Below are 20,063 nucleotides of genomic sequence, written 5' to 3' on the forward strand. Positions count from 1 at the left end.
CAAGCCATACGGACCGGCACCCCGCTGGAAACCCGGCCCCCACTTGACAGATGTGATTCCCTCCGGGCAGGCCATACCGGAGGGACAGGGCACGGTGAACCCCCCTCTGGGTGGCGCTGCCGCGCGGCGAGCGCTCTTTCCACCCACCTAAGAACTTCTACTCAATGACAGGTTCCGTAGGCGGCGCCAGCAGATGATGGCGCAAGCGAGGCTGAGGAACGCCTGACGGATGTCGTCGCGGATCTCCCAGCGGGTACGCAGGCGCCGGAACCAGTGCAGCAGCGCGAAGCTTTGCTCGACCACCCACCGATGCGCACCCAGGCCAGAGCCATGCTCAACGCCGCGGCGGGCGAACAACGGCGTGATGCCTTTCTCTCGCACCAGCTTGCGGTACTTGTCGTGGTCGTAGGCGCGATCAGCGCAGATCGTGTCCTGCCGCCGCCGGGGACGCCCGCGTCGGCCACGGACCAGCGGGATCGCCTCGATCAACGGCAGCAACTGGGTGCCGTCGTTGCGGTTGCCGCCGGTCAGGATGACAGCCAGCGGGATGCCGTGCGCCTCGGTGATCAGATGGTGTTTCGAGCCGGTGCGGGCACGGTCGACCGGCTCGGTCCCGCTTTGGGCCGCCCTTCAACGCCCGCACGCGGGACCCGGCGACCACCGCCCTGGGACAAGTCCAGTCCGCCCGCGGCGTGCAGGTCGGCCAGCAAGCCTTCGTGCAGGCGTTGCCAGACCCCGGCCTCGTTCCAGTCACGCAACCGTCGCCAGCAGGTCATGCCGGAGCCGAAGCCCAGCTCTTGTGGCAGGAACTCCCACGGATGCCCGCGTAGAGCACGAACAGGACGCCACACAAAGGCCTTGCGGTCATCCAGCCGCCTACGGCCCGGGTGATCCGCCCGGCTCGGCACCACCGGCAGCACACGCAGCTCAACACCGATGTTGATCAACCTACTCCAAGATCCATTCTGTCAGGACCTTAAAGCTCAACCGATCAACGCGATGCCATCAGGATCCCAATCCAAAGTAGGCGGAAGAGCGCCTTCCATTGTCAGAAGCCACCTTTTGACCTCAAGGTGGTTCCTGACAGTGCCGCCGCTGTACCCACCCAGCCCATCAGCGGCCACGACACGATGGCACGGCACAACAATGGGAATGGGATTGCTGCCCATGACCGAACCAATGCCACGCGCGGGAATCCCAGTCCCGCTGCGCGCCGCCAACTCCCCGTAAGTGATGGCGCTGCCATAGTCCACTGTGGCGTAAAGGGTCTCCAGGATCTCCCGCTGCACGCCCGCGGTCCGCCCCCAGTCGATGGGCACGTCGAACCGCCGCCGCTCCCCCCGAAAGTACTCCTGCAGCTGCGCGACGATGTCGTGAGTAGACGGCGGTGTTGGCGGTGCGGTGGTCCAGCCGATGTCGGCCAGGCCGAGATCGGTGGTCCGGACGCGTAGGCGCCCCACCGGAGTCACCAGCACCGCCGTGGTCATCTCACTCTCCTCCGGGAACCAGGCAGAACATGTGCCCGGCGGGGTCGGCGAGCACGGTCCACTCGCCGCCGCCGGGCTGGAACGAGGGCTTGGTGGCGCCCAACGCCAACAGCTCCTTCTCGGCAACGGCCACATCGGACACGGTCACGTCGATGTGCACCTGCTTGGCCGACGAAGGCCACGCGGGCGCGGTGAAGTCCTCGATCCGCTGGAACGCCAGATCCACCGAACCGGAAGAGATCGTGGCGTAGTCGGCGGTCGACGACGACACGTCCCACCCGGTGAGGACACTGTAGAAGGACGCCAAGGCGACCGGGTCCGGGCAGTCGAGCACGATGGCACTGAGTTTGTTCATGCCTGTCAGCCTGTCCCGGAAGAACGTGCGGGTATTGAAGATTCTTGCAGCAGCGCCCGCGGCGTCGACCCGAGGTGCGCGCGCATCGTCCGGGTGAGGTGCGCCTGGTCGGCGAACCCGAGATCGGCCGCGAGCACGGCGAGGTTACGCTCCCCCGCCTCCAGCCGGTCCAGCGCCCGCCCGACGCGCACCCGGTTGCGGTACTGGGTCAGCGAAACACCCAGTGACCGGGTGAACACGCGGCTCAGCCGGTACGGCGACACGCCAAGCCAGGCCGCGAGCGGCATCAGCCCGCGAGCGGCCGGATCGAACGCCAGCACCGCCTCCCGCGCGGCGGCGAGCAGCGCCCGGTCACCCGACAGCGCCAGGACCGGTGAACGAGACGCGACCGCGAGCAACCCGAGTAACTCCTCCGTCACCGCGAAGGACACATCACCGGACCGGACCGACCGCAACAGCCGCCGGTGCGCCAGATCGAGCCGGGCGTCCACATAGATCACCGGATGAACGTCCGTCCGCCACAGTGCACCGCTGAACGAGACACCGGTACACTCGTCTCCCCCGGCCGGGTGGGCGAACCGTTCCGCGCAACCGGGTACGCTCAGATATCCCACGGTGGCATCGACCTCGACCACCTGCCCGCGCGAGGACCAGCTGAACCGCCCGCGCCGGGCCAGCACGACCCCGAAGTCGGTCCGGACCTCCGGCGCCGACCAGGATTTCCGGTCATCACGGCAGGTCACGGCCCGGACGGTGAAATCCGGCGCCGAGGCGAGCAGCGAAGTGGTGCGCATGACGGCCACGCTAGACCAGCCCACCGACAATTCCGGGCCCTAGGTGAACCGGCCTACACCTAGGTCTTATTCGTCATGGCCGAGGGGTACCCCGCGTCCTAACTTGATCGCAAACGAAACCCCGTACCCTGCGCGGAGGTCATCGTGACCACACCTTCGGGGTCACCCCTGTCCAGAAGAAACCTGCTGCGCGCCGGTGGTGGCTTCGCCGGCGCCCTGGGAACGCTGGCGATGCTGGACAAGCTCGCCTGGATCCCGCAGCGTGAGGCGATCGCCGAGGAGATCGCCTTCCCGGACATCCAGTTCGACATCGGCGCCTTCTGCCCGCCCGCCCGGACGTTCGACGGGATCCTGGCCGGGATGCCGCCCATCAACACGGCGTTCGTGACCGCGCGGCTGGCCCGCACACCGTCCAAAGCGGACGCCGGCCGGATGGAGAGCGCGCTGCGCGCGATCGAGGCCAACTACCCGTACGCCTCCGGCGGCATCTTCACGCACGTCGCCTACAGCGACAACTACTTCAACCGGTTGCCCGCCAACGTGGTCAGCGCGAACATGCCGCGCACGCTGGCCGGCAACCAGCCGGTGCTCAAGCGCGCGGTGGCCAGCCCCAGCGACATCGCGCCCGGCGGGCACACCTTCCAGCTGCGCCGCCCCGAGTTCAGGGTGCCACTCCGGTTGGAGGACAACGACATTCTGTTCACCGTCCGCGGTGACGACTCGTCCTTCGTGGCCGATGTGGTCCGGTTCCTCCAGGGCAGCGACAGGTTGGTCGGCCGGCCGGTCACCTCGCCGCGGTTCGACGCGGGCATGACGATCACCTCGACCAGGGCCATGTTCGTCCAGATGGGACTGCCGAGGAACATCGCCGACCAGAACAACCTGATCTTCAAGGACTTCGTGAACCCGTTCTCGCCCATGTGGATGGGGTTCGCCGACCAGCAGGTCGACGCCAGTGCCCCCGCGCCGGACGTCACCTTCGCCGGCGGGCACGGCATCAAGCTCACCACCGCCCAGCCCGGCAGCTACTTCGACAACGGCGCCATCCAGCACCTGTCGCACGTTCTGCTCGACCTGCGGCAGTTCTACTTCGACGGAACGCCGCCGGAGGAGCCGGGCGACGACACCCGGGAGCCGTTCGAGGAGCGGCTGCAGTACATGTTCGAGTCGCCGCCGCAGATCCAGGGCGACGCCGACCCGTTCCGCAACGGCGGCGGGCCGCGCAACCAGACGCTCGGCTCGTTCCTGCCCAACCGGTTCCGCGGTGCCGGCTACGCCCGCACGAGCGCGCAGCAGTTCGGCCGGATCGGTCACATCTCCGCGCTGCACCGCAGCGGCCGGACCAGCGACGGGCGGCCGATCCACATCCGCATCGACGGTCCCGGCTTCGACGCCATGGACACCACGACCGGGCGCAACACGCCGAAGCTGCAGTTCTCCGGGTTCTTCCCGAGCGCTGACTTCTTCGCCGACCTGCGCCGCAACCAGTCCGCTGTGGACCTGCTGGAGGAGTTCGACCTGGAGGAGGAGGATCACGGCCTGGAGCGGTTCACCACCGCCACGCGCAGGCAGAACTACCTGATCCCGCCCCGGCGGCACCGGGCGTTCCCGCTGATCGAACTCACCTAGGGACAGGCCGGGCTGAAGGCGACCGCCACGCCCGCCTTCAGCCCGTGCCTCCTGGGTCCGGACAGTCAGGCCCGGGGTGGCTGCTGGGCCTCGAGGGCGAACGCGACCTCCCCGTCGGCGTTGCGCTGCACGTCGAGAACCTTGTCGTCGAGGAACTGGGCCGCGCCCTGGTCCACGAAGACATGGGCGCCGTTGTCCGCGGTGACCACCTGGTCGCCTTCCTCCGGCCGCGGCGTGACGGCCAGGGCCAGCTGGGCGCTGGAGTCCTGGCTGGACTGCAAGCTGAACCGCAGGCCCCCGTCGGTCGTCGCTTCCGAGCTGGTCAGCGCCTCGATGGCCTGGGCGGCGGCGTCCGTGACTGCGAGCATGAGGGATTCCCTTCGCTGTTCATGAGTTCGGACGTACATCCAGCAACATATCCACGCCGCTGATCGCCAAAACATTTCCAGCTGGGGATGCGGGCGCCGCGACAACCCGCAGTTGACGCCCGGCGTCCTGCAACCGCCGTCCCTGCTCGGTGAGTACCCGCAGACCGGCGCTGCCGAACACGGTCACCTCGTCGAGGACGAGGGTGATCGGCAGCCGTCCGCCGCGCGCGGCCTCGAGCAGCGCGCTGCGCAGCCGGGGCGCGGTCACCGTGTCCAGCGCGCCGCTCACCGTGATGCACAGGGCGTCGGTGTCGTTGACGGTGTTGATCCTCAGGGTGTCGTCCCTGGCCGGGGAGACCCGCGGGACGACCGAGCGGACCGGGCGGCGGACCACCTTGGCCATGTCCACCACGGTCCCCTTGGACGTGTGCGCCAGCCGCATGTGGTCCATGGACTCGCGGATCATCAGCAGGCCGCGGCCGCGGAAGCCGGGTTCGCCGTTCGGCGGCTTCCACACGCCGGTGTCCGACACGGTCAGCTGGATCCGGCCCAGGTCGTCCAGGGACGCCTCGACGTGCACGATCCCGTCCGCGCCGCCGTAGGCGTGCTCGATGCTGTTGGTGACCGCCTCGATGACGCTCAGCTCGACGGCGACCAGGTCGTCCTCGGTCAGCCGCAGGTCGGCCAGCCAGAGACCCAGGCGACGACGGACCTCGGTGAGCCTGCCGGGGTCCGCGGGCACCGACAGCACCAGTGGTTCGACGAACGGCAGCAACACGGTCACGGCCAGCATGCTGGCGTCGTCACGGCTGCCCTTGACCTGGTCCATCGCGCCGTGGCAGATCCGGTCGGCCAGGTCACGGGGGCCGGCGCCGTTCTGCCGCACGATGGTGCCGGCGGACGCGGCCAGCTCGGCGATCCCGTCCACGATGGTGCGCCCGGGTCGTTCGACCACACCGTCGGAGTACAGAACGATCGTCTCCCCCGGCCACATGGTGTCGTCCGCGGCCATGAACTCGCCCTCACCGAACGCCAGCGGCGGCAGGCTGGGCTGCGGCAGCACCCGCGTGCCCCCGTCCGCGCTCACCACCAGCGGAGGCGGGTGCCCGCGCGTGCAGTACTCCAGCATCCCGCTGTGCCGGTCCAGGATCGCCACGCACACCGTGGCACCCCGCGCGTCCGGCGTGCCGGCTGCGAACGCGTCCAAGGCGGTCACGACCTCACGCAGATCGCCGCCCAGCGAAAGACGCTCGGCGGCGACGGCACGCAGCTGGCCCATGATCGCGGACGCGGTGGCGCCGTGCCCGACGACGTCGCCCAGCACGAGGCCGAGGCGCCGGCGCGGCATCGGGACCACCTCGAACCAGTCCCCGCCCGCCTCGGTGCCGGCCGGCTGGTACACGGCGGACATGCTGACCTCGGGCAGCACCGGCAGCCCGTCGGGCAGCACGGCCCGTTGCAGGTCCAGGGTGATCTCGTGCTCGGTGCGCCGGTCCGGGCGGCCCAGATCGACCACCTGGACGACGAGACCGGTCACTTCGTCGGAAGGACCGGTCAGCGGCTGCACACTCACGAACGCGTCGGGTTCCTCGACCGACAATGGCTCGCCCGAGGTGTAGACGTCGTCGAGCATCCGCAGCAGGTGCGCACCCGGCAGGGCCGGTCCGGCCAGCCGGATCGGCATCCCCTGCAGGTCGACATCGCCCACACTCACGCGCGCCGCCCGGTTGGCGGCGACCACGACGTGCTCTGGCCCGTCGAGCAGCCAGGTCGCCGCCGGCAGATGCTCGAAGGCTCGTGCCACGTCGGACGGGTCGCCCCCATGTCCAGGTCCCACGAGAGCCTCGCCTCCTCATCAGGCGGTTCTCACGCCCCGGGCCGGGTGTACCCCGTTGTGCCGCATGGTAAACCGGTGAACATCATTTCCCGGGCAGTTCGTGCAGCGTCACTCCGGACAGCTCGCCGTGCCCGGCCACTACGGTCATGTACGTGCACGCGGGCTGGCGGCGCCGGTCGGTCGGCGAACCGGGGTTGAGCAGGCGCAATCCGTTGGCCGCCGTCGTGTCCCAGGGAATGTGGCTGTGGCCGAACACGAGCACGTCGGCATCCGGGTACTCGGCGGCGCAGCGGGCTTCCCGGCCCTTGGCCTGGCCGGTCTCGTGCACCATCGCCCACCGCAGGCCGCCCAGCTCAGCACGCGCCACCTCAGGCAACCGCGCACGCAGCTCAGGGCCGTCGTTGTTGCCGTAGACGCCGATCAGCCTGGCGGCCCGCTGTTCCAGCTGGTCCAGCAACGACACATCGACCCAGTCACCGGCGTGCAGCACGACGTCCGCCTCGCTCACCGCCTGCCAGACCTGCGCGGGCATGTCCTTGGCCCGCTTGGGCACGTGCGTGTCGGCGATGAGCAGCAGCTTCACACGGTGAGTTTAAGGATGTCGATGCCGCGCGCGTTGTCGGCGACGTAGACCAGGCCCTTGTGCCAGACCGGCTGCCAGGACTGGGCGTCCGCGGCCCGGTGGTAGGCGATCTGCCGCGGGTTGGTCGGGTCGCTGATGTCCAGGAACCGGGTGCCCTGCGCGTAGAACGACTGCACCAGCACGTCGCCGCGCACGTCGAAGTAGTGCGCTGAGCAGTCGTCGGAGGCCGGGTCGCTGCCCTCCTGACCGGCGACGCCCCAGCTGCCGACGGTGTTGAGCCGGAACGGCTTGTCCGGGGTGGACCGCCAGCCCTCGCCGTTGTACGAGCCCTTCAGCGAGGCGATCACCAGGATGCCGTCGGTGGCACAGCCGTCGTTGAAGCTCTCCTCGGTGACGAACAGCAGGTCGCTGCGGCCCCAGCGGCCATGGCCGTCGATCGGGCGGTAGCTGTTGTGCATGAACTTCGAGGGCGCGGTCAGCTCCGACAGGCCGCCACCCGCGTACGGCACCGGGTTGACCGCAGTCGCCTTGCGGAACTTGCCGGTCGTCGGGTCCTTGTGCACGCCGTCGGTCCAGTAGCCGCGCACACCGCCCCGGCCGGACGCCCAGGCGATGCCCATCTCGTCGACCTGGACGTCGTGCACGTAGTCGGTCTTGCCGTCGTTGCGCGCCAGCTCGATCGGGTTCGGGTTGACCTTGGGGTGGCGCGGGTCGCGCATGTCGGTGACGAAGATCGGCCGGCCGCCCCAGTCCGCGGGCTGGTCATCGGCCTTGGCCGGGCCGCCGGTCCAGACGTACTTGCACTCGTTGATGCAGCTGGTGGTGTGGCCGGTGGGGACCTTGACGTAGCTGAGCACGTTGAGGTTCTCGGGCTTCGACGCGTCCACGACGTAGATGCCGGACTCGCCGGTGTGCGTGTTGCCGCCGAACGCTCTGGGGTCGCGGGACAGGAAGACCAGCTTGCGCTTCTGGTCGACCTCGGTGTTCTCGGTCTCCCACATCCCCGGCAGGTTCAGCTCGCCGACGAGCTTGGGCTTCGCGGGGTTGGCCAGGTCGTAGGCCTTCAGGCCGAACTCGCCGGACACCATCATCACGTCGCGCCAGCCGTACTGCAGGAAGCTGATCGAGATCGCGCCCTGCGCCTCCGGCAGGTTGGCCAGCAGCTTGACGTTCTTGATCGCCTCGGGCGCACCCGCGACCTTGGCCTGCGGCGCCGCGTGGTGCGGCACGTCCTCACACGCGATCGCGGGCGCCACCGACCCGACAGTGAGCATGGTGGCGGACAAAGCGACAGTGACCACCCAGTTACGCACGAAAGCCACACTAGGACCGGCATCACCCGCACACAACGTACTTTCGTCGTACCGCGAAAGTTTCCGTCTGATAGGAAGTGCCGCATGCGATTGACGGTCGTCCTGGTCGCGGCGGCGTTGCTGGCCACGGCATGCACTGACTCCCCGCCGCCCCCGCCGCCGGAAGGCGTGCTGCGGATCGGGTTCCCGAACACGCCGATACTGGATGAGCCGTCGTTCAACTTCGCGTTGTGGACTCCCCTGATCGACTACGACCCCACGACCAGCAAGGTCACCCCACGCGCGGCCGAGTCGGTGACGTCCACCGATCTCAAGACGTGGACCATCAAACTCAAGCCGGACAAGTACATCGACGGCGCGCCGGTCACCGCGCAGTCCTATGTGGACGCTTGGGCGATGCTCCACCCGCTGCCGGGCGGCGTCGCCACCGCCGTGGATCGGCAGACCATCCAGGTCGTGTTCGCCCAGCCGATGAGCGAGGTCCCCGCCATGCTGGCGTCGGAGCGCTCGCTGCCGGTCCGCTGGGACAAGCCGGAGGCCGGCAACGGCCCGTTCATGCTGGATCCGCGCCAGCCGGGGGACCCATGGCGGCTCGTGCGGATGGCGAAGGCCCCGGGCAAGGTCAACGTGGTCGAGGTCCGCCTTTTCGATGATCCCGCCAAGGCCTACGACGAGGTCGCCGCCGGGACGCTGGACATGTCGCTGGTCGTGCCCGGTTCCCGGCATGACGCCATGCACAAGGACTTCGCCGACCGGCACGCGATCTGGCCCCGGCCGCGGTCGGCGGTTCTGTCGTTCGGGGCGGACGCGCCGGAGGCCGCCGCCCGGTTCGCGGTGTCGATGTCGTTGGACCGCAAGGCTTTGGCCGCCGGGCCGATGGACAACCAGGTCGACGCCGCCACCGCGTTGATCCCGCCCGCGCTGGCGCCCGGTGAACGGTCCGGCGCCTGCCGGGCGTGCAACCTCGACGCGGCCGCGGCGAAGTCGCTGAAGGCCCAGTCCGGTCTGACCTCCGTTGCGTTGAAGGCGGGGCCGGTAGCCGACCAGGTGCGTTCGGTGCTGGGCGTCGACACCAAGTCCGGCGTCAAGATCGAGCAGAAGGACCTGCGCGTGGACAGCCTGAGCCCGTACGAGTTCTTCACCCAGCTGGGAGTTCCTTCGGTGCAACAGTTCCTGGACGCCGCCGCGGCCTCCGCCGATCCGGCGGAACGGGCCCAGCAGTACCGGCTCGCGGAGAACCAGATCCTGCGCGATCTGCCGGTGATCCCGTTGTGGACCGCACACGGGCACGCGATCTGGAGCCCGCGCGTGCGAGATGTCGCCGCCACCGCGGCACACGGGATCGATCTCGCGGCGATCTCCCTGTAGCCGGCGGATACTGTCAGGTCATGGTGGACCTTCCGCACCGGCCGCGGTCCCGCAACGGCGCTGGTCTGCCCGCGATCACGGTCGAGCAGATCGTGGACTCGGCGGTCCGGCTGACCGCGGAGCGCGGCCTGGAGAACTGGACGCTGCGGCAGCTCGCGGCGGAGATCGGGGCCTCGCCCGCGGTGGTGTACCACCACGTGGGTGACCGGGAGGCGGTCGTCGCGCTGGTGCTGGAACGGGTCATCCTCGAGGTCGAGACCCCGCCGGAAACCCTGCCGTGGCGCGAATGGTTCTCCACCATGCTCGACAACCACCGCAGGGTGCTGAGGTCCTATCCCGGCACCGCGTACCGGCTGGCGATGTACGGGCCGCCGGTCGAGGCCGCCGCGGTCACCATCGACCTCGGCGTGCGGCTGTTGCAGGAGGCCGGGTTCGGCGCGGAGAGCGTGCTGGCCTACAACGTGCTGATGTCCACCGCGTGCCAGTACATCGCGATGCAGGACAACCCCGGCCGCGGCAGGAGCAACAGCCCGTTCTACCTGCCGTACCGGGAGCGCGAGGACCTGCCTGGCATGGCCGCGGTCGGCCACCTCGTGGCGCGGCTGAGCAGCAGCCCGGAGGCACTGGCCGGGTTCCACGACGAGGTGTTCCGGTACGCGACCGAACGCTGCCTCGACGGCCTGGAGCGGCGTCTGGCCGAGCTGGCAGGATGAACACATGACCGCCGACGCGTGGATCCGCAGGTTCGTCCCGGCGCCGGACGCGCCGACCCGGCTGGTGTGCCTGCCGCACGCGGGCGGTGCCGCGAGCTACTTCCTGGGGTTCGCCAAGGCGTTGTCGCCTGGTGTGGACGTGATCGCGGTGCAGTACCCAGGGCGGCAGGACCGCCGGATGGACCCGTTCGTGGAGACGGTGCCGGCGATGGCGGACGCGGTGATGGTGGCGCTGCGGCCGTGGCTGGACCGGCCGGTCACCCTGTTCGGGCACAGCATGGGCGCGACCATCGGGTTCGAACTGGCGCAGCGGATGGAAAAGGCGGGCGCGGGCCCGGCCGCGCTGTTCGCCTCGGCCCGCCGCGCACCCAGCCAGAGGGTGGACGACGCTACCTACAAGCTGCCGGACAAGGCGTTGATCGCGGAGGTGAAACGCCTGGGCGGCGCGGGTTCGCAGCTGCTGGACGACCCGGACATCCAGGAGATGGTGCTGCCGGCGATCCGCAACGACTACCGCGCCATCGAGACGTACACCAACACCACCGAGGCCAAGGTCGCCTGCCCCATCTACGCCCTCGTCGGCGACAAGGACCCCAAGGTCACCGCCGCCCAAGCCCAGGCCTGGTCGGTCCACACCACCGGCAAGTTCGACCTCCACACCTACCCGGGCGACCACTTCTACATCGACACCAACACCCCCGCGATCCTTCGGCAGATCACCGCCCACCTCGCCGAGATCCGCCCCTGAAGTCCCTTCAGGAAACTTCAGGGCGATACGCTCCGAACCGTCGGCTCAAACGCCGGACTTCAGTGGACTTCAGCCCGCCAGTTGGTGGTGGGTGGTGACCGCGGGGACGTGAACCCAGCCCTGGTGCCAGCCGTCGCCGAGGCGGACCTGGGTGAGGCGGTGGTAGGTGGTGCGGTCGATGCCGTCGTAGTCGTGGCGGATGACCGACATGTAGATCTGCTCGGACACCACGAGGACCATGGGGGCGGTGGTGGCGCGCAGCTTTCCCTTCACCTCGGGGGCATCCAGCAGCCGGCAGGTGATGTCGACGTCCTCGCCGTACACGCCCCGCTTGTCGTAGTGGACCTCGCCGGAGTGGATCGCCGCACGCATCCGGAAACTGTCCTGCGGCCGCTCGAACTCCAGCTGGCACAACAGGTCGCTGAGGGTGGGGACGACGGTGGTGAGCAGCGTGGTCTTCGGCAGGTCGTCCACCGGCCGGACCAGCACGAGCACTCCGTCACCCCGGTCGTAGAGATCGCGGTACTGCTCGGAGATCCCGGCCATCTCCAGCGACCGCTCGAGCAGGTCGTACATGGCGTCGCGCAACTGCGCCCGGCCCACGTTCGTTCTGTGCGTGGATCCCTCGACATCCACCGCGATGATGGCCCGGTGCCTGGGGAGCACAGGAAGTGCGGTCATGACGACCCCCTCTCGGTCGCTGCGCCCTTGTCCTGAACTTCAGTAAATTTCAGCTGCGTCAGATCATGTCTGCTACGCTGTGGTTCCCAACTGTACACGCCGGAGATCGGGTCCAGAAGACTCAACTCCAACTGAAGAAAACTGAATTTACAGATTCACACTGAAGAACACCCGAGTTCACTGGAAGGGTGACACCGGTGAGTGGCAGCGGAAACCTGGCCGAACGTCTGCGCGCCCTGCGGGAGCGGCACTGGACCTGGTTGAGCCTCACGCAGAAGCAGCTGGCCGACGCCCTCGGGCTGAGCGTCGCGTCGATCTCCGCCTACGAGACGCCGGACAAGGCGGTCGTGCCGACCAGGCGGCTCAACGCCTACGCGACGTTCTTCGCCACCCCCCGATCGGTGGAATCCGAGCCCTACCGGGTGCTTCCGCTCACCAAGCTGTCCGAGGACGAGCTCACCGCCCGCGAACAGCTGCTGCAGGACCTGATCCGGCTGCGCGACGAGCCGCCGCCCGTCGCCCCGGCGCCGGACCTGCCCCCGGCGACCGACGGCATGTGGCGGTTCCCGGTCAACCACGACGTGACGATCGTGTGCGCGCAGCTGCCCGCCAAGCTGCACCGCAACTTCGTCTACGCCAACCCGGAGAACCCCGACTACGTCTCGCTCTACACCTACGCCGACCTCGACGCCCTGTTCGAACTGCACGGCCACGTCCGCGCCACCAACCCGGCCAACTCGGTGGAGTACAAGGCCGCCGACCGCGACTTCAACCCCGACGACTTCACCGGTCACCTGATCGTGCTCGGCGGCACCGACTGGAACTTCCTCACCGAGGAGCTGCTCAAGACCATCGACCTGCCGATCACCAGCCTGGAACGGGAGACCGAGGACGACCCGGGCGGGTTCGAGGCGGGCGGCCGGTCCATCGTGCCCAAGCTGCTCGAGAACGGGCAGCTGGCCGAGGACGTGGCGCTGTTCTACCGCGGCCCGAACCCGTTCAACCAGAAGCGAACCGTCACGATTTGCTACGGTATGTACGGGCGGGGAACGTATGGTGTCGTACGCGCTCTCACCGATCCGAGGTTCCGTGACCGCAACGACGGGTTCCTGCGCGAACGATTCGGCACCTCGCGCCAGTTCTTCATCATCAGCCGGGTGAGGGTGGTCAAGACCCAGGTGTTGACCCCAGACTGGACATTGCCGGAATCTCGGCTGTTCGAGTGGCAGGAGGGCACGCGTGAGCTGGCGGGCAGGCGAGGCGCAGGCTGACACTTCGCATCATCACGGGTCACACCGCCAACTGGTGGACACGGTCCACAACCCGGTGCCCGCCACCGTCGACGCCATCATCGTGCCGACCGGCCGCCCGGTCGCTTATCTCCAGTCCGCGATGAAACTGGCCAAATACCACCAATGCACGCTGGTCACCATCAGCAGCCGCAGCTCAACGGCGGCCGATGTGCGCGCACTGGCGGCGCGGGAGGGCCTGGCCGACCTGATCGCGGTCGACGCCACCGAGATCGGCGAGCACGTGCCCGAGTTCGCCACCACGAACCTGCTGCGGGACACCAAGTTCGACCGGCGCACGGACACCAGCCAGAAGCGCAACTTCGGCCTGCTGCTGTCCCGGATGGTCGGCTGGGAGCACGTGGTGTTCCTGGACGACGACATCGACATCCCGGCCCCGCACGACCTGGCCGGCGCGGTCGGCTCGCTCGGCCGGTTCGCCAGCGTCGGGCTGACGATCAACGGCTACCCGGACAACTCCGTGGTCTGCCACGCCTACCGGATCGCGGGCGGGCGGCAGGACACGTTCATCGGCGGCGGGGCGCTCGCGGTCGGCGTGGAGTCGTTCAACTCGTTCTTCCCCAACATCTACAACGACGACTGGTTCTTCCTGCTCAACGACCACGGCCTGCGCCCGTCGGCGTTCACCACCGGCGTCGTGGAGCAGTCGAGCTACGACCCGTTCCACGACCCGACCCGGGCCCGTTCGGAGGAGCTCGGTGACTCGCTCGCCGAGGGCCTGTACATGCTCCTGGACGACACGCAGCGGCTGGACACGGCGAACTACGCGTACTGGGCCCGGTTTCTGTCCCGGCGGCTGAAGTTCATCGACGAGATCGTCACCTTCGTCGGTGACACGGCGTTACCGCAGCCGGAGAAGGAACGCATGATCGAGTCACTGAAGGCCGCCAAAGGCCGGAACCTGGTCATCGAGCCGCAACTGTGCGTGGACTACTTGGATGCATGGCGGCTGGACCGGAAACTCTGGCGCGAGCACATCAACGTGGCGCCCGAACAGCTCGGCGTGGAGAAGACCCTGGCCGAGCTCGGCCTCATCCGCTGACGAGCTTCTTCACCATGACGTGGCAGGTCTCGGTGGCCTGCTTGCGTTCGCCGTCGGCCAGCCGCTCCTCGTACCAGCACTTGACCGTGGAGTGACCCCAGTCCTGGTAGCCGAGCCGTTCGTAGAGCCGCTTGGCGCCGTAGTTGTCGGTGCGCACCGCCAGGGCCACTCGGTCGTAGCCGAAGCCGTACAGCCGTCGCTCGGCCGCGTCGACCAGCCGGCGGCCGATCCTCCGGTTGCGCAGGTCCGAGCGGACCTCGACGTGGTTGAGCAGCGGCACGCCGGGCAGGTGCCGGCGGATCTCGGGCTCGTCGGCCTCGCCCATCCACAGGTAGACCTCGCCGACGAGCTGCTCGTGCAGCCAGGCGGTCAGCAGCTGGCCGTGCCCGCGGTCCTGGCGGGCCAGCCGGTCGGCGATGAAGTCCTCGTCACCGAAAGCCCGGACCAGCGCCCCGCGGTCGGCGTGCAGGGCCGTCCAGAACCGCAACCCGTCGTCGTCGCTCATAGGCTTCCTTTCCCAAGGACGCGCACAGCCTAGATCTTGCCCGCAACGACCCGGCAAAAACCCCTGAACCTCGATCTCCCCGACGGACCCTCCGGTCGTAGCCACTAGGATTATGCGGGATGACTCGCAAGCGGCGATGGACCCTGTACGCCATTCCGGCCCTCGTAGCGGTCGTGGTAGGGGCCTACTTCATCATCGGCGGTGACGAACAGCAGGCGCCCACGCCGCTGCCCCGGCCGCCGGAGAACGTGCCGCAGGTGCTGGTCGCGCTCGGTGACAGCACGATCTCCGGTGAGGGCGCCGGTGACTACGAGCCGGGTACGAACGGGGAGAAGGGCGACTGGTGTCACCGGTCGCGTGATGCGTCCATTCACCACACTTTGGTGACCGGGTTGCAGGCGACGATCAGCCTGGCGTGTTCCGGCGCGAACTCCGCCCAAATAGGACTGGGTGACATCAAGCAGTACACCGAGCCGTCGCAGGCAGGCCGGCTCGCGGTGGTGGCGCGGCAGAACCGGGTGCTGGCGATCCAGGTGGCGGTGGGCGCCAACGACGACCCGTCGTTCGCGAACTCGCTCAACAGCTGTGTGGAGGCGTGGTTCGACCGGACGCGGAAGTCCTGTAAGGACGCGTTGGGGCCGGAGTGGCAGCGGCGGATCGACGCCATGGTGCCCAAGGTCGTGAAGGTGTTGCAGGACATCAGGAAAGTGATGAGCAGCGCCGGGTACTCGGACAGCGACTACCGGCTGGTGCTGCAGTCCTACGCGGCCCCGGTGACGCCGAACCTCATCGGTGGGCTGCAGGACCTGTCCGGGTGTCCTTTCCGGACCGAGGACCTCCAGTGGATCAAGGACACCGCCGTGCCCACGCTGACGGTAGGGCTGCGTAAGGCCGCGACCGAGGCCAACACCCGGTTCCTGGACCTGTCCAAGGCCGGGCAGGGCCGCGAGGCGTGCTCGCGGGACAACCCCGACGAGGAGTGGTTCCGACGGCTGGCCGTGGAGTGGACCGACCTGCGCGCGCAGGAACGCGCCACGCACGCGCTGCAGGAGTCGTTTCACCCCAACGCGACCGGCTATGCCGAGTTCGGCCGCTGCTTCGGCGAGTTCATCACCTTCCCCGCGGTCCGGGAAGGCGCCTGCCTGGTTGGGCGGGACGGCAACCTTCACGCCGCGTTGCTCTGACGTCCACGCAGGTGGTTGAACAACAGGTTCAACAGGATCGCGCACAGGCAGCCCGCGCTGATCCCGGACTCCATGATGGTGCGGAACCAGGCCGGGAAGTGCGCGTAGATGTCCGGCACGGCGGTCGGGATCAGGCCCACACCCAGCGAGACCGCCACCACCATGAGGTTCCCGCTCCTGGTGAAGTCCACTGCGGACAGAATCTTGATGCCGGTCGCCGCGACCGTGCCGAACATCACCACCCCGGCGCCGCCCAGCACCGGCGCCGGGATCCGGGCGACGATCTCGCCGAGCACCGGGAACAGCCCTAGCAGCACCAGGATCCCGCCGCTCACCGCGACCACGAACCGGCTGTACACGCGGGTCAGCCCGACCAGGCCGACGTTCTGCGCGAAAGCCGTGTACGGGAACGTGTTGAACACACCACCGAGCACAGTGGACAGCCCATCCGCGCGCAGGGCGTCGGCCAGCCGCGGTCCGTCCACCGGGCGGCCGGCCATCTCCCCCACCGCCAGGATGTCCCCGGTGGTCTCGGTCATGGTCACCGCCATCACGATGATCATGGCCACGATCGCCGCCGGTTCGAAGGTCGGCAGTCCGAAGTGGAACGGCGTGCTGACACCGACAACCGGCGCGTCCGTGATCCCGGAGAAGTCGGTGAACCCCAACGGGATCGCCACCACCGTGCCGATCACGATCCCGGCCAGCACCGAGATCCGGCTGATCATCGGCGGCGCGAACCGTTGCACCAGCAGCACAAGCAGCAGCACACCCAACGCGAGCGCCAGGTTCTTGGGTGCACCGAAGGACGGCGCGCCGACCCCGCCCGCGGCCCAGTTCACCGCGACCGGGATCAGCGCCAGCCCGATGATGGTGATCACGGTCCCGGTCACCAGCGGCGGGAAGAACCGCAACAGCTTGCCCCACAACGGGGCCAGCAGGATCATCAGCACGCCCGACAGGATCACCGCGCCGTAGATCGCGGTCAGCCCGCCGCCGGTCGTGCCGATCAGCACCATCGGCGTGACCGCGGCGAACGTGCAGCCCTGCATCAGCGGCAGCCGCGCGCCGAACCGCCAGAACCCGAGGCACTGGATCAGCGTGGCCACCCCGGAGATCAGCAGGTCGGCGTTGATCAGGTAGCCGATGTCCGCTTTGGACATGCCCAGCGCGCCGCCGACGATCAGCGGCACCGCGACCGCGCCGGCGTACATCGCCAGCACGTGCTGCAGCCCCAGCGCCGCCATCTGCCCGGCCGGCAGCAGCTGGTCCGCCGGATGCGCTTCGCGATTGACCCGGACCACGGGCACCTCCCTAGAGGGCGGGTGGGCGGCCCTCGTACGGTGTCGAAAGGACCACGGTCGTGCGCGTGGAGACCTTCGCGGCCTCACGGACCTGGCGCAGCAACTCCTCCAGGCCGGCCGGGGACGGCACGCGCACCAACAGGATGTACGACTCGTCGCCCGCGACCGAGTAGCACGACTCGATCTCCGAGATGTGCGCCAGCCGCTGCGGGTAGTCGTCCGGGGCGGCCGGGTCGATCGGGGTCAGCGACACGAACGCGGTCAGCGGCAGGCCGATCGCCTCGGTGTCCAGCCGGGCCGTGTAGCCACGGATGACCCCGCGCTGTTCGAGCCGCCGCACGCGCTGGTGCACGGCGGACACGCTCAGGCCGACGCGCTCGGCCAGGTCGGTGAAGCTGCGCCGGCCGTCGGCGGCCAGCTCCCGCACGATGGCCTGGTCGAGCGGCTCCAGGTGGTGGGGTGCGGTCACTCGCCGAGCACCACCAGTTCGTGCGGCTGGTTGTTGAACGACTCCACGCCGTCCTCGGTGACCACCACGATGTCCTCGATCCGGGCGCCCCACCGGCCGGGCTGGTAGATCCCCGGCTCGACGCTGAACGCCATGCCCGGCTCCAGCGGCAGGTCGTTGCCGTCCACGATGTAGGGCTCCTCGTGCACGTCCAGGCCGATGCCGTGGCCGGTGCGGTGGATGAAGAACTGGCCGAACCCGGCGTCCGCGATCACCTTGCGCGCGGCCAGGTCGATGTCCTGCGCGGTCACCCCGGGCCGGACCGCGGCGACCGCGGCCGCCTGGGCCTGCTGCAGGACGGCGTACGTGCCGGCGACATCCGCGTCACGCGGGGCGCCGATCGAGTACGTGCGGGTCGAGTCGGAGTTGTAGCCGGCCGGCACCGGGCCGCCGATGTCGATCACGACGACGTCGCCCTGCTCGATCACCCGGTCGGAGGCGCTGTGGTGCGGGGAGGCGCCGTTCGGGCCGGACCCGACGATCACGAACTCGGCGACCGCGTGGCCCTCCTCGAGGATCGCCTCGGCGATGTCCGCGGCCACCTCGTTCTCGGTGCGCCCGGCCCGCAGGAACTCGGCCATCCGGGCGTGCACCCGGTCGATCGCCGCCCCGGCCTCGCGCAGCGACGCGATCTCGCTGTCGTCCTTGCGCATCCGCAGCTCCCGGATAACGGGCCCGGCCAGCGCCTGGTCCACTCCGGCGAGCGCGTCCCGCAGCCCGAACACGTGCAGGGCGGGCGTGAAGTCGCTGACCGCCACCCGCTTGGGGTTGCGCAGCAGCCCCGCCGCCAGCTTGGCCGGGTTCTCGCCGTCCACCCAGGTGGCCGCCTCGACACCGAGCCCGTCGACCAGCACCGACTCGTAGCCCAGCAGCTCCAGCTTGGGCACCACCAACGTCGCCGCGCTGCCGTCCGCGGGCAGCACCAGGCAGGTCAACCGCTCGAAGGACCCGCCCTGCGCGCCGATCAGGTAGCGCAGGTCCGAGCCGGGCGTGACGAGCAGAGCGTCGAAACCGGCGTCAGCGGCGGCGGCCGCGGCACGGTCCAGACGAGAGCGGAAGACAGCGGTCGACGACATACCCCAGAGACTAGTGGTCAGCCGACGGAAACCGGCACCGGTGCCGGGGTGGCGGGCGCCTGGAACGGCTGGTCCATCTGGCGCCAGACGCGGAAGGCGACGGGGCAGAGCGTGGTCAGGAAGTACACGGCGGCGAACAGCACCAAGGTGGCGGTCAGGCCGAGCTCGTCGAGCAGCACCCCGGCGAAGAACGCGCCGGCGGGCATCATCGCCAGCACCCCGGCCTCGCTCGCGCCCATCACCCGGGCCCGCAGATGCGCGGGGACACGGTCGAACTCGACGGTCAGCAGCAGGGGGTTGAGGCTGCCCGCGGCGAGCCCGCAGACGAAGAACCCGGCCAGCAGCACCGGCACGCTCGGGCCCAGCCACATCAGCAGGAACCGCGGCGCCCCGGCCAGCAGCGCGCACACCGCGAAGGTGTACCAGCGGCACCACTGCGACCCGCACCAGCCGTAGATCATGCTGCCCGCGGCCGCGCCGAGGCCGAACACGCCCATCAGTTCCCCCAGCAGCACGCTGCTGTGCAGGGACGCGGCGTACGCGGGTTGCAGCACGGTGGACATCCCCGCGTCGAGCGCGTTCATCACCGTGACCGTGCTGATCATCGCCAGGATCAGCCGGTCGGACCGGACATAGCGGAACCCCTCGGCCAGCCGCCCGAAGTAGCCCTTGCTGATCGGCGCCGGGTCCATCCGCACCGTGACAAGACCGCCCACCAGCACCGCGGCGACCAGGAACGTCACCGCGTCCAGTAAAAGCACGCCGGGCGCACCGATCATCGTGATCAGCGCGCCCGCCAGAGGGGCCCCGAGCATCCGCCCGGATCTGATCACGCTGTCGGCGATCCCCGACCCCCGTTCCAGCGAGGTCCTCGCCACCCGGACGGCGCCGGGCAACAACACCCGTTTGGCCGTATCGCCGGGCGCCCTGGTGAGCCCGGCCAGTCCGGCCAGAACGGCCAGCACCGGCAGGGAAAGCCCAACAGTGTTGTATGCCAGTGGGATGGCACCCACCGCGAACATGGCCGCGAAGTCGGCCGCGACGCTCATCGAGCGGGCGCCGAACCGGTCGATCACAGGCCCGGAAAGAACCGAAGACACAAGCAGGCCAACGGTTTCCGTCGCCGTCACCACCCCGGTCTGCAGGCCGCTGCCGGTGCTCTGGAGCACCAGCCACGGGATCGCCAGCAGCGTCATGACCGAACCCGCGTGTGACACACCGAGCGCGCAGAACAGGGCGACCAGGGATCTCATACCCG

Annotated in this window: 20 protein-coding genes and 1 pseudogene; 7 read left to right on the forward strand and 14 right to left on the reverse strand. The window is 69.1% G+C overall.

Annotated elements, in window-relative coordinates; genetic code table 11:
- Window positions 1-147: 147 nt before the first annotated feature.
- From AB0J95_RS46970 to AB0J95_RS46985, 4 genes and pseudogenes are all read right to left on the reverse strand, one after another.
- A pseudogene (locus tag AB0J95_RS46970) lies at window positions 148-947 on the reverse strand (IS5 family transposase).
- Window positions 948-983: 36 nt separating this feature from the next.
- Window positions 984-1,487, reverse strand: coding sequence for a methylated-DNA--[protein]-cysteine S-methyltransferase (locus AB0J95_RS46975; protein WP_364772792.1), 504 nt, complete (start codon window positions 1,485-1,487; stop codon window positions 984-986).
- A 1-nt stretch (window position 1,488) separates the two neighbouring features.
- Entirely contained in the window at window positions 1,489-1,842 is a 354-nt protein-coding gene (locus tag AB0J95_RS46980) for a VOC family protein (protein WP_364772794.1), read from the reverse strand.
- Window positions 1,843-1,847: 5 nt separating this feature from the next.
- The gene (locus tag AB0J95_RS46985; RefSeq protein ID WP_364772796.1) at window positions 1,848-2,636 is read right to left on the reverse strand and encodes a helix-turn-helix domain-containing protein; all 789 of its coding nucleotides are present in this window, start codon (window positions 2,634-2,636) and stop codon (window positions 1,848-1,850) included.
- A gap of 144 nt (window positions 2,637-2,780) precedes the next feature.
- Here AB0J95_RS46985 and AB0J95_RS46990 point away from each other — a divergent pair, with 144 nt between their 5' ends.
- On the forward strand, window positions 2,781-4,265 hold the full coding sequence (locus AB0J95_RS46990) for a hypothetical protein (protein WP_364772798.1): 1,485 nt from the start codon (window positions 2,781-2,783) through the stop codon (window positions 4,263-4,265).
- Between the two features lie 65 nt (window positions 4,266-4,330).
- On the opposite strand, the gene AB0J95_RS46995 is transcribed toward AB0J95_RS46990, so the two are convergent.
- The 4 genes from AB0J95_RS46995 to AB0J95_RS47010 all read right to left on the reverse strand — a co-directional run bounded on the left by AB0J95_RS46995 (window position 4,331) and on the right by AB0J95_RS47010 (window position 8,327).
- Window positions 4,331-4,633 (reverse strand): iron-sulfur cluster biosynthesis family protein, encoded by a 303-nt coding sequence (locus AB0J95_RS46995; protein WP_364772800.1) that lies wholly within the window; start codon window positions 4,631-4,633, stop codon window positions 4,331-4,333.
- 19 nt (window positions 4,634-4,652) lie between these two features.
- Entirely contained in the window at window positions 4,653-6,437 is a 1,785-nt protein-coding gene (locus AB0J95_RS47000) for a SpoIIE family protein phosphatase (RefSeq protein ID WP_364772802.1), read from the reverse strand.
- A gap of 115 nt (window positions 6,438-6,552) precedes the next feature.
- On the reverse strand, window positions 6,553-7,053 hold the full coding sequence (locus tag AB0J95_RS47005; protein ID WP_364772804.1) for a metallophosphoesterase: 501 nt from the start codon (window positions 7,051-7,053) through the stop codon (window positions 6,553-6,555).
- On the reverse strand, window positions 7,050-8,327 hold the full coding sequence (locus AB0J95_RS47010; protein WP_364773065.1) for a hypothetical protein: 1,278 nt from the start codon (window positions 8,325-8,327) through the stop codon (window positions 7,050-7,052). The genes AB0J95_RS47005 and AB0J95_RS47010 overlap by 4 nt, the downstream gene beginning before the upstream one ends.
- Before the next feature lie 123 nt (window positions 8,328-8,450).
- Here AB0J95_RS47010 and AB0J95_RS47015 point away from each other — a divergent pair, with 123 nt between their 5' ends.
- From AB0J95_RS47015 to AB0J95_RS47025, 3 genes are read left to right on the forward strand one after another with little or no spacing between them, the layout of a single operon-like run.
- On the forward strand, window positions 8,451-9,734 hold the full coding sequence (locus tag AB0J95_RS47015) for an ABC transporter substrate-binding protein (RefSeq protein ID WP_364772806.1): 1,284 nt from the start codon (window positions 8,451-8,453) through the stop codon (window positions 9,732-9,734).
- A 20-nt stretch (window positions 9,735-9,754) separates the two neighbouring features.
- Window positions 9,755-10,447, forward strand: coding sequence for a TetR family transcriptional regulator (locus AB0J95_RS47020; RefSeq protein ID WP_364772808.1), 693 nt, complete (start codon window positions 9,755-9,757; stop codon window positions 10,445-10,447).
- A gap of 4 nt (window positions 10,448-10,451) precedes the next feature.
- A complete protein-coding gene (locus AB0J95_RS47025; protein ID WP_364772810.1) occupies window positions 10,452-11,195 on the forward strand; it encodes an alpha/beta fold hydrolase in 744 nt (247 codons plus the stop codon).
- 69 nt (window positions 11,196-11,264) lie between these two features.
- Here AB0J95_RS47025 and AB0J95_RS47030 read toward each other — a convergent pair whose 3' ends face one another.
- Complete coding sequence (locus AB0J95_RS47030; RefSeq protein ID WP_364772812.1) at window positions 11,265-11,876, reverse strand: hypothetical protein; 612 nt, start codon at window positions 11,874-11,876, stop codon at window positions 11,265-11,267.
- Between the two features lie 197 nt (window positions 11,877-12,073).
- Between AB0J95_RS47030 and AB0J95_RS47035 the strand changes: the two genes are divergently transcribed.
- Window positions 12,074-13,147 (forward strand): helix-turn-helix transcriptional regulator, encoded by a 1,074-nt coding sequence (locus tag AB0J95_RS47035; RefSeq protein WP_364772814.1) that lies wholly within the window; start codon window positions 12,074-12,076, stop codon window positions 13,145-13,147.
- A gap of 34 nt (window positions 13,148-13,181) precedes the next feature.
- A complete protein-coding gene (locus AB0J95_RS47040; protein WP_364772816.1) occupies window positions 13,182-14,228 on the forward strand; it encodes a hypothetical protein in 1,047 nt (348 codons plus the stop codon).
- Here the strand turns inward: AB0J95_RS47040 and AB0J95_RS47045 are convergent.
- Window positions 14,218-14,733: a GNAT family N-acetyltransferase gene (locus tag AB0J95_RS47045; protein WP_364772818.1), complete on the reverse strand. Its 516-nt coding sequence runs from the start codon at window positions 14,731-14,733 to the stop codon at window positions 14,218-14,220. The two genes, AB0J95_RS47040 and AB0J95_RS47045, sit on opposite strands and share 11 nt — an antisense overlap.
- Window positions 14,734-14,852: 119 nt before the next feature.
- Between AB0J95_RS47045 and AB0J95_RS47050 the strand changes: the two genes are divergently transcribed.
- Window positions 14,853-15,917: a GDSL-type esterase/lipase family protein gene (locus AB0J95_RS47050; RefSeq protein ID WP_364772820.1), complete on the forward strand. Its 1,065-nt coding sequence runs from the start codon at window positions 14,853-14,855 to the stop codon at window positions 15,915-15,917.
- Here the strand turns inward: AB0J95_RS47050 and AB0J95_RS47055 are convergent.
- The 4 genes from AB0J95_RS47055 to AB0J95_RS47070 are packed head-to-tail and all read right to left on the reverse strand — an operon-like array spanning window position 15,899 to window position 20,058.
- Window positions 15,899-17,221, reverse strand: a complete 1,323-nt coding sequence (locus tag AB0J95_RS47055) for a nucleobase:cation symporter-2 family protein (RefSeq protein WP_364772822.1) — start codon at window positions 17,219-17,221, stop codon at window positions 15,899-15,901. The two genes, AB0J95_RS47050 and AB0J95_RS47055, sit on opposite strands and share 19 nt — an antisense overlap.
- A 10-nt stretch (window positions 17,222-17,231) precedes the next feature.
- Window positions 17,232-17,690 carry an Lrp/AsnC family transcriptional regulator gene (locus AB0J95_RS47060; RefSeq protein WP_364772824.1) on the reverse strand — a complete coding sequence of 153 codons (459 nt, stop codon included), beginning with the start codon at window positions 17,688-17,690 and terminating at the stop codon, window positions 17,232-17,234.
- Window positions 17,687-18,805 carry a Xaa-Pro peptidase family protein gene (locus tag AB0J95_RS47065; RefSeq protein ID WP_364772826.1) on the reverse strand — a complete coding sequence of 373 codons (1,119 nt, stop codon included), beginning with the start codon at window positions 18,803-18,805 and terminating at the stop codon, window positions 17,687-17,689. Before AB0J95_RS47065 ends, AB0J95_RS47060 begins: the two co-directional genes overlap by 4 nt.
- Before the next feature lie 17 nt (window positions 18,806-18,822).
- Window positions 18,823-20,058: an MFS transporter gene (locus AB0J95_RS47070; RefSeq protein WP_364772828.1), complete on the reverse strand. Its 1,236-nt coding sequence runs from the start codon at window positions 20,056-20,058 to the stop codon at window positions 18,823-18,825.
- Window positions 20,059-20,063: the final 5 nt, after the last annotated feature.

The organism is Actinocrispum sp. NPDC049592 (assembly GCF_040675465.1).
Taxonomy (GTDB): domain Bacteria; phylum Actinomycetota; class Actinomycetes; order Mycobacteriales; family Pseudonocardiaceae; genus Kibdelosporangium.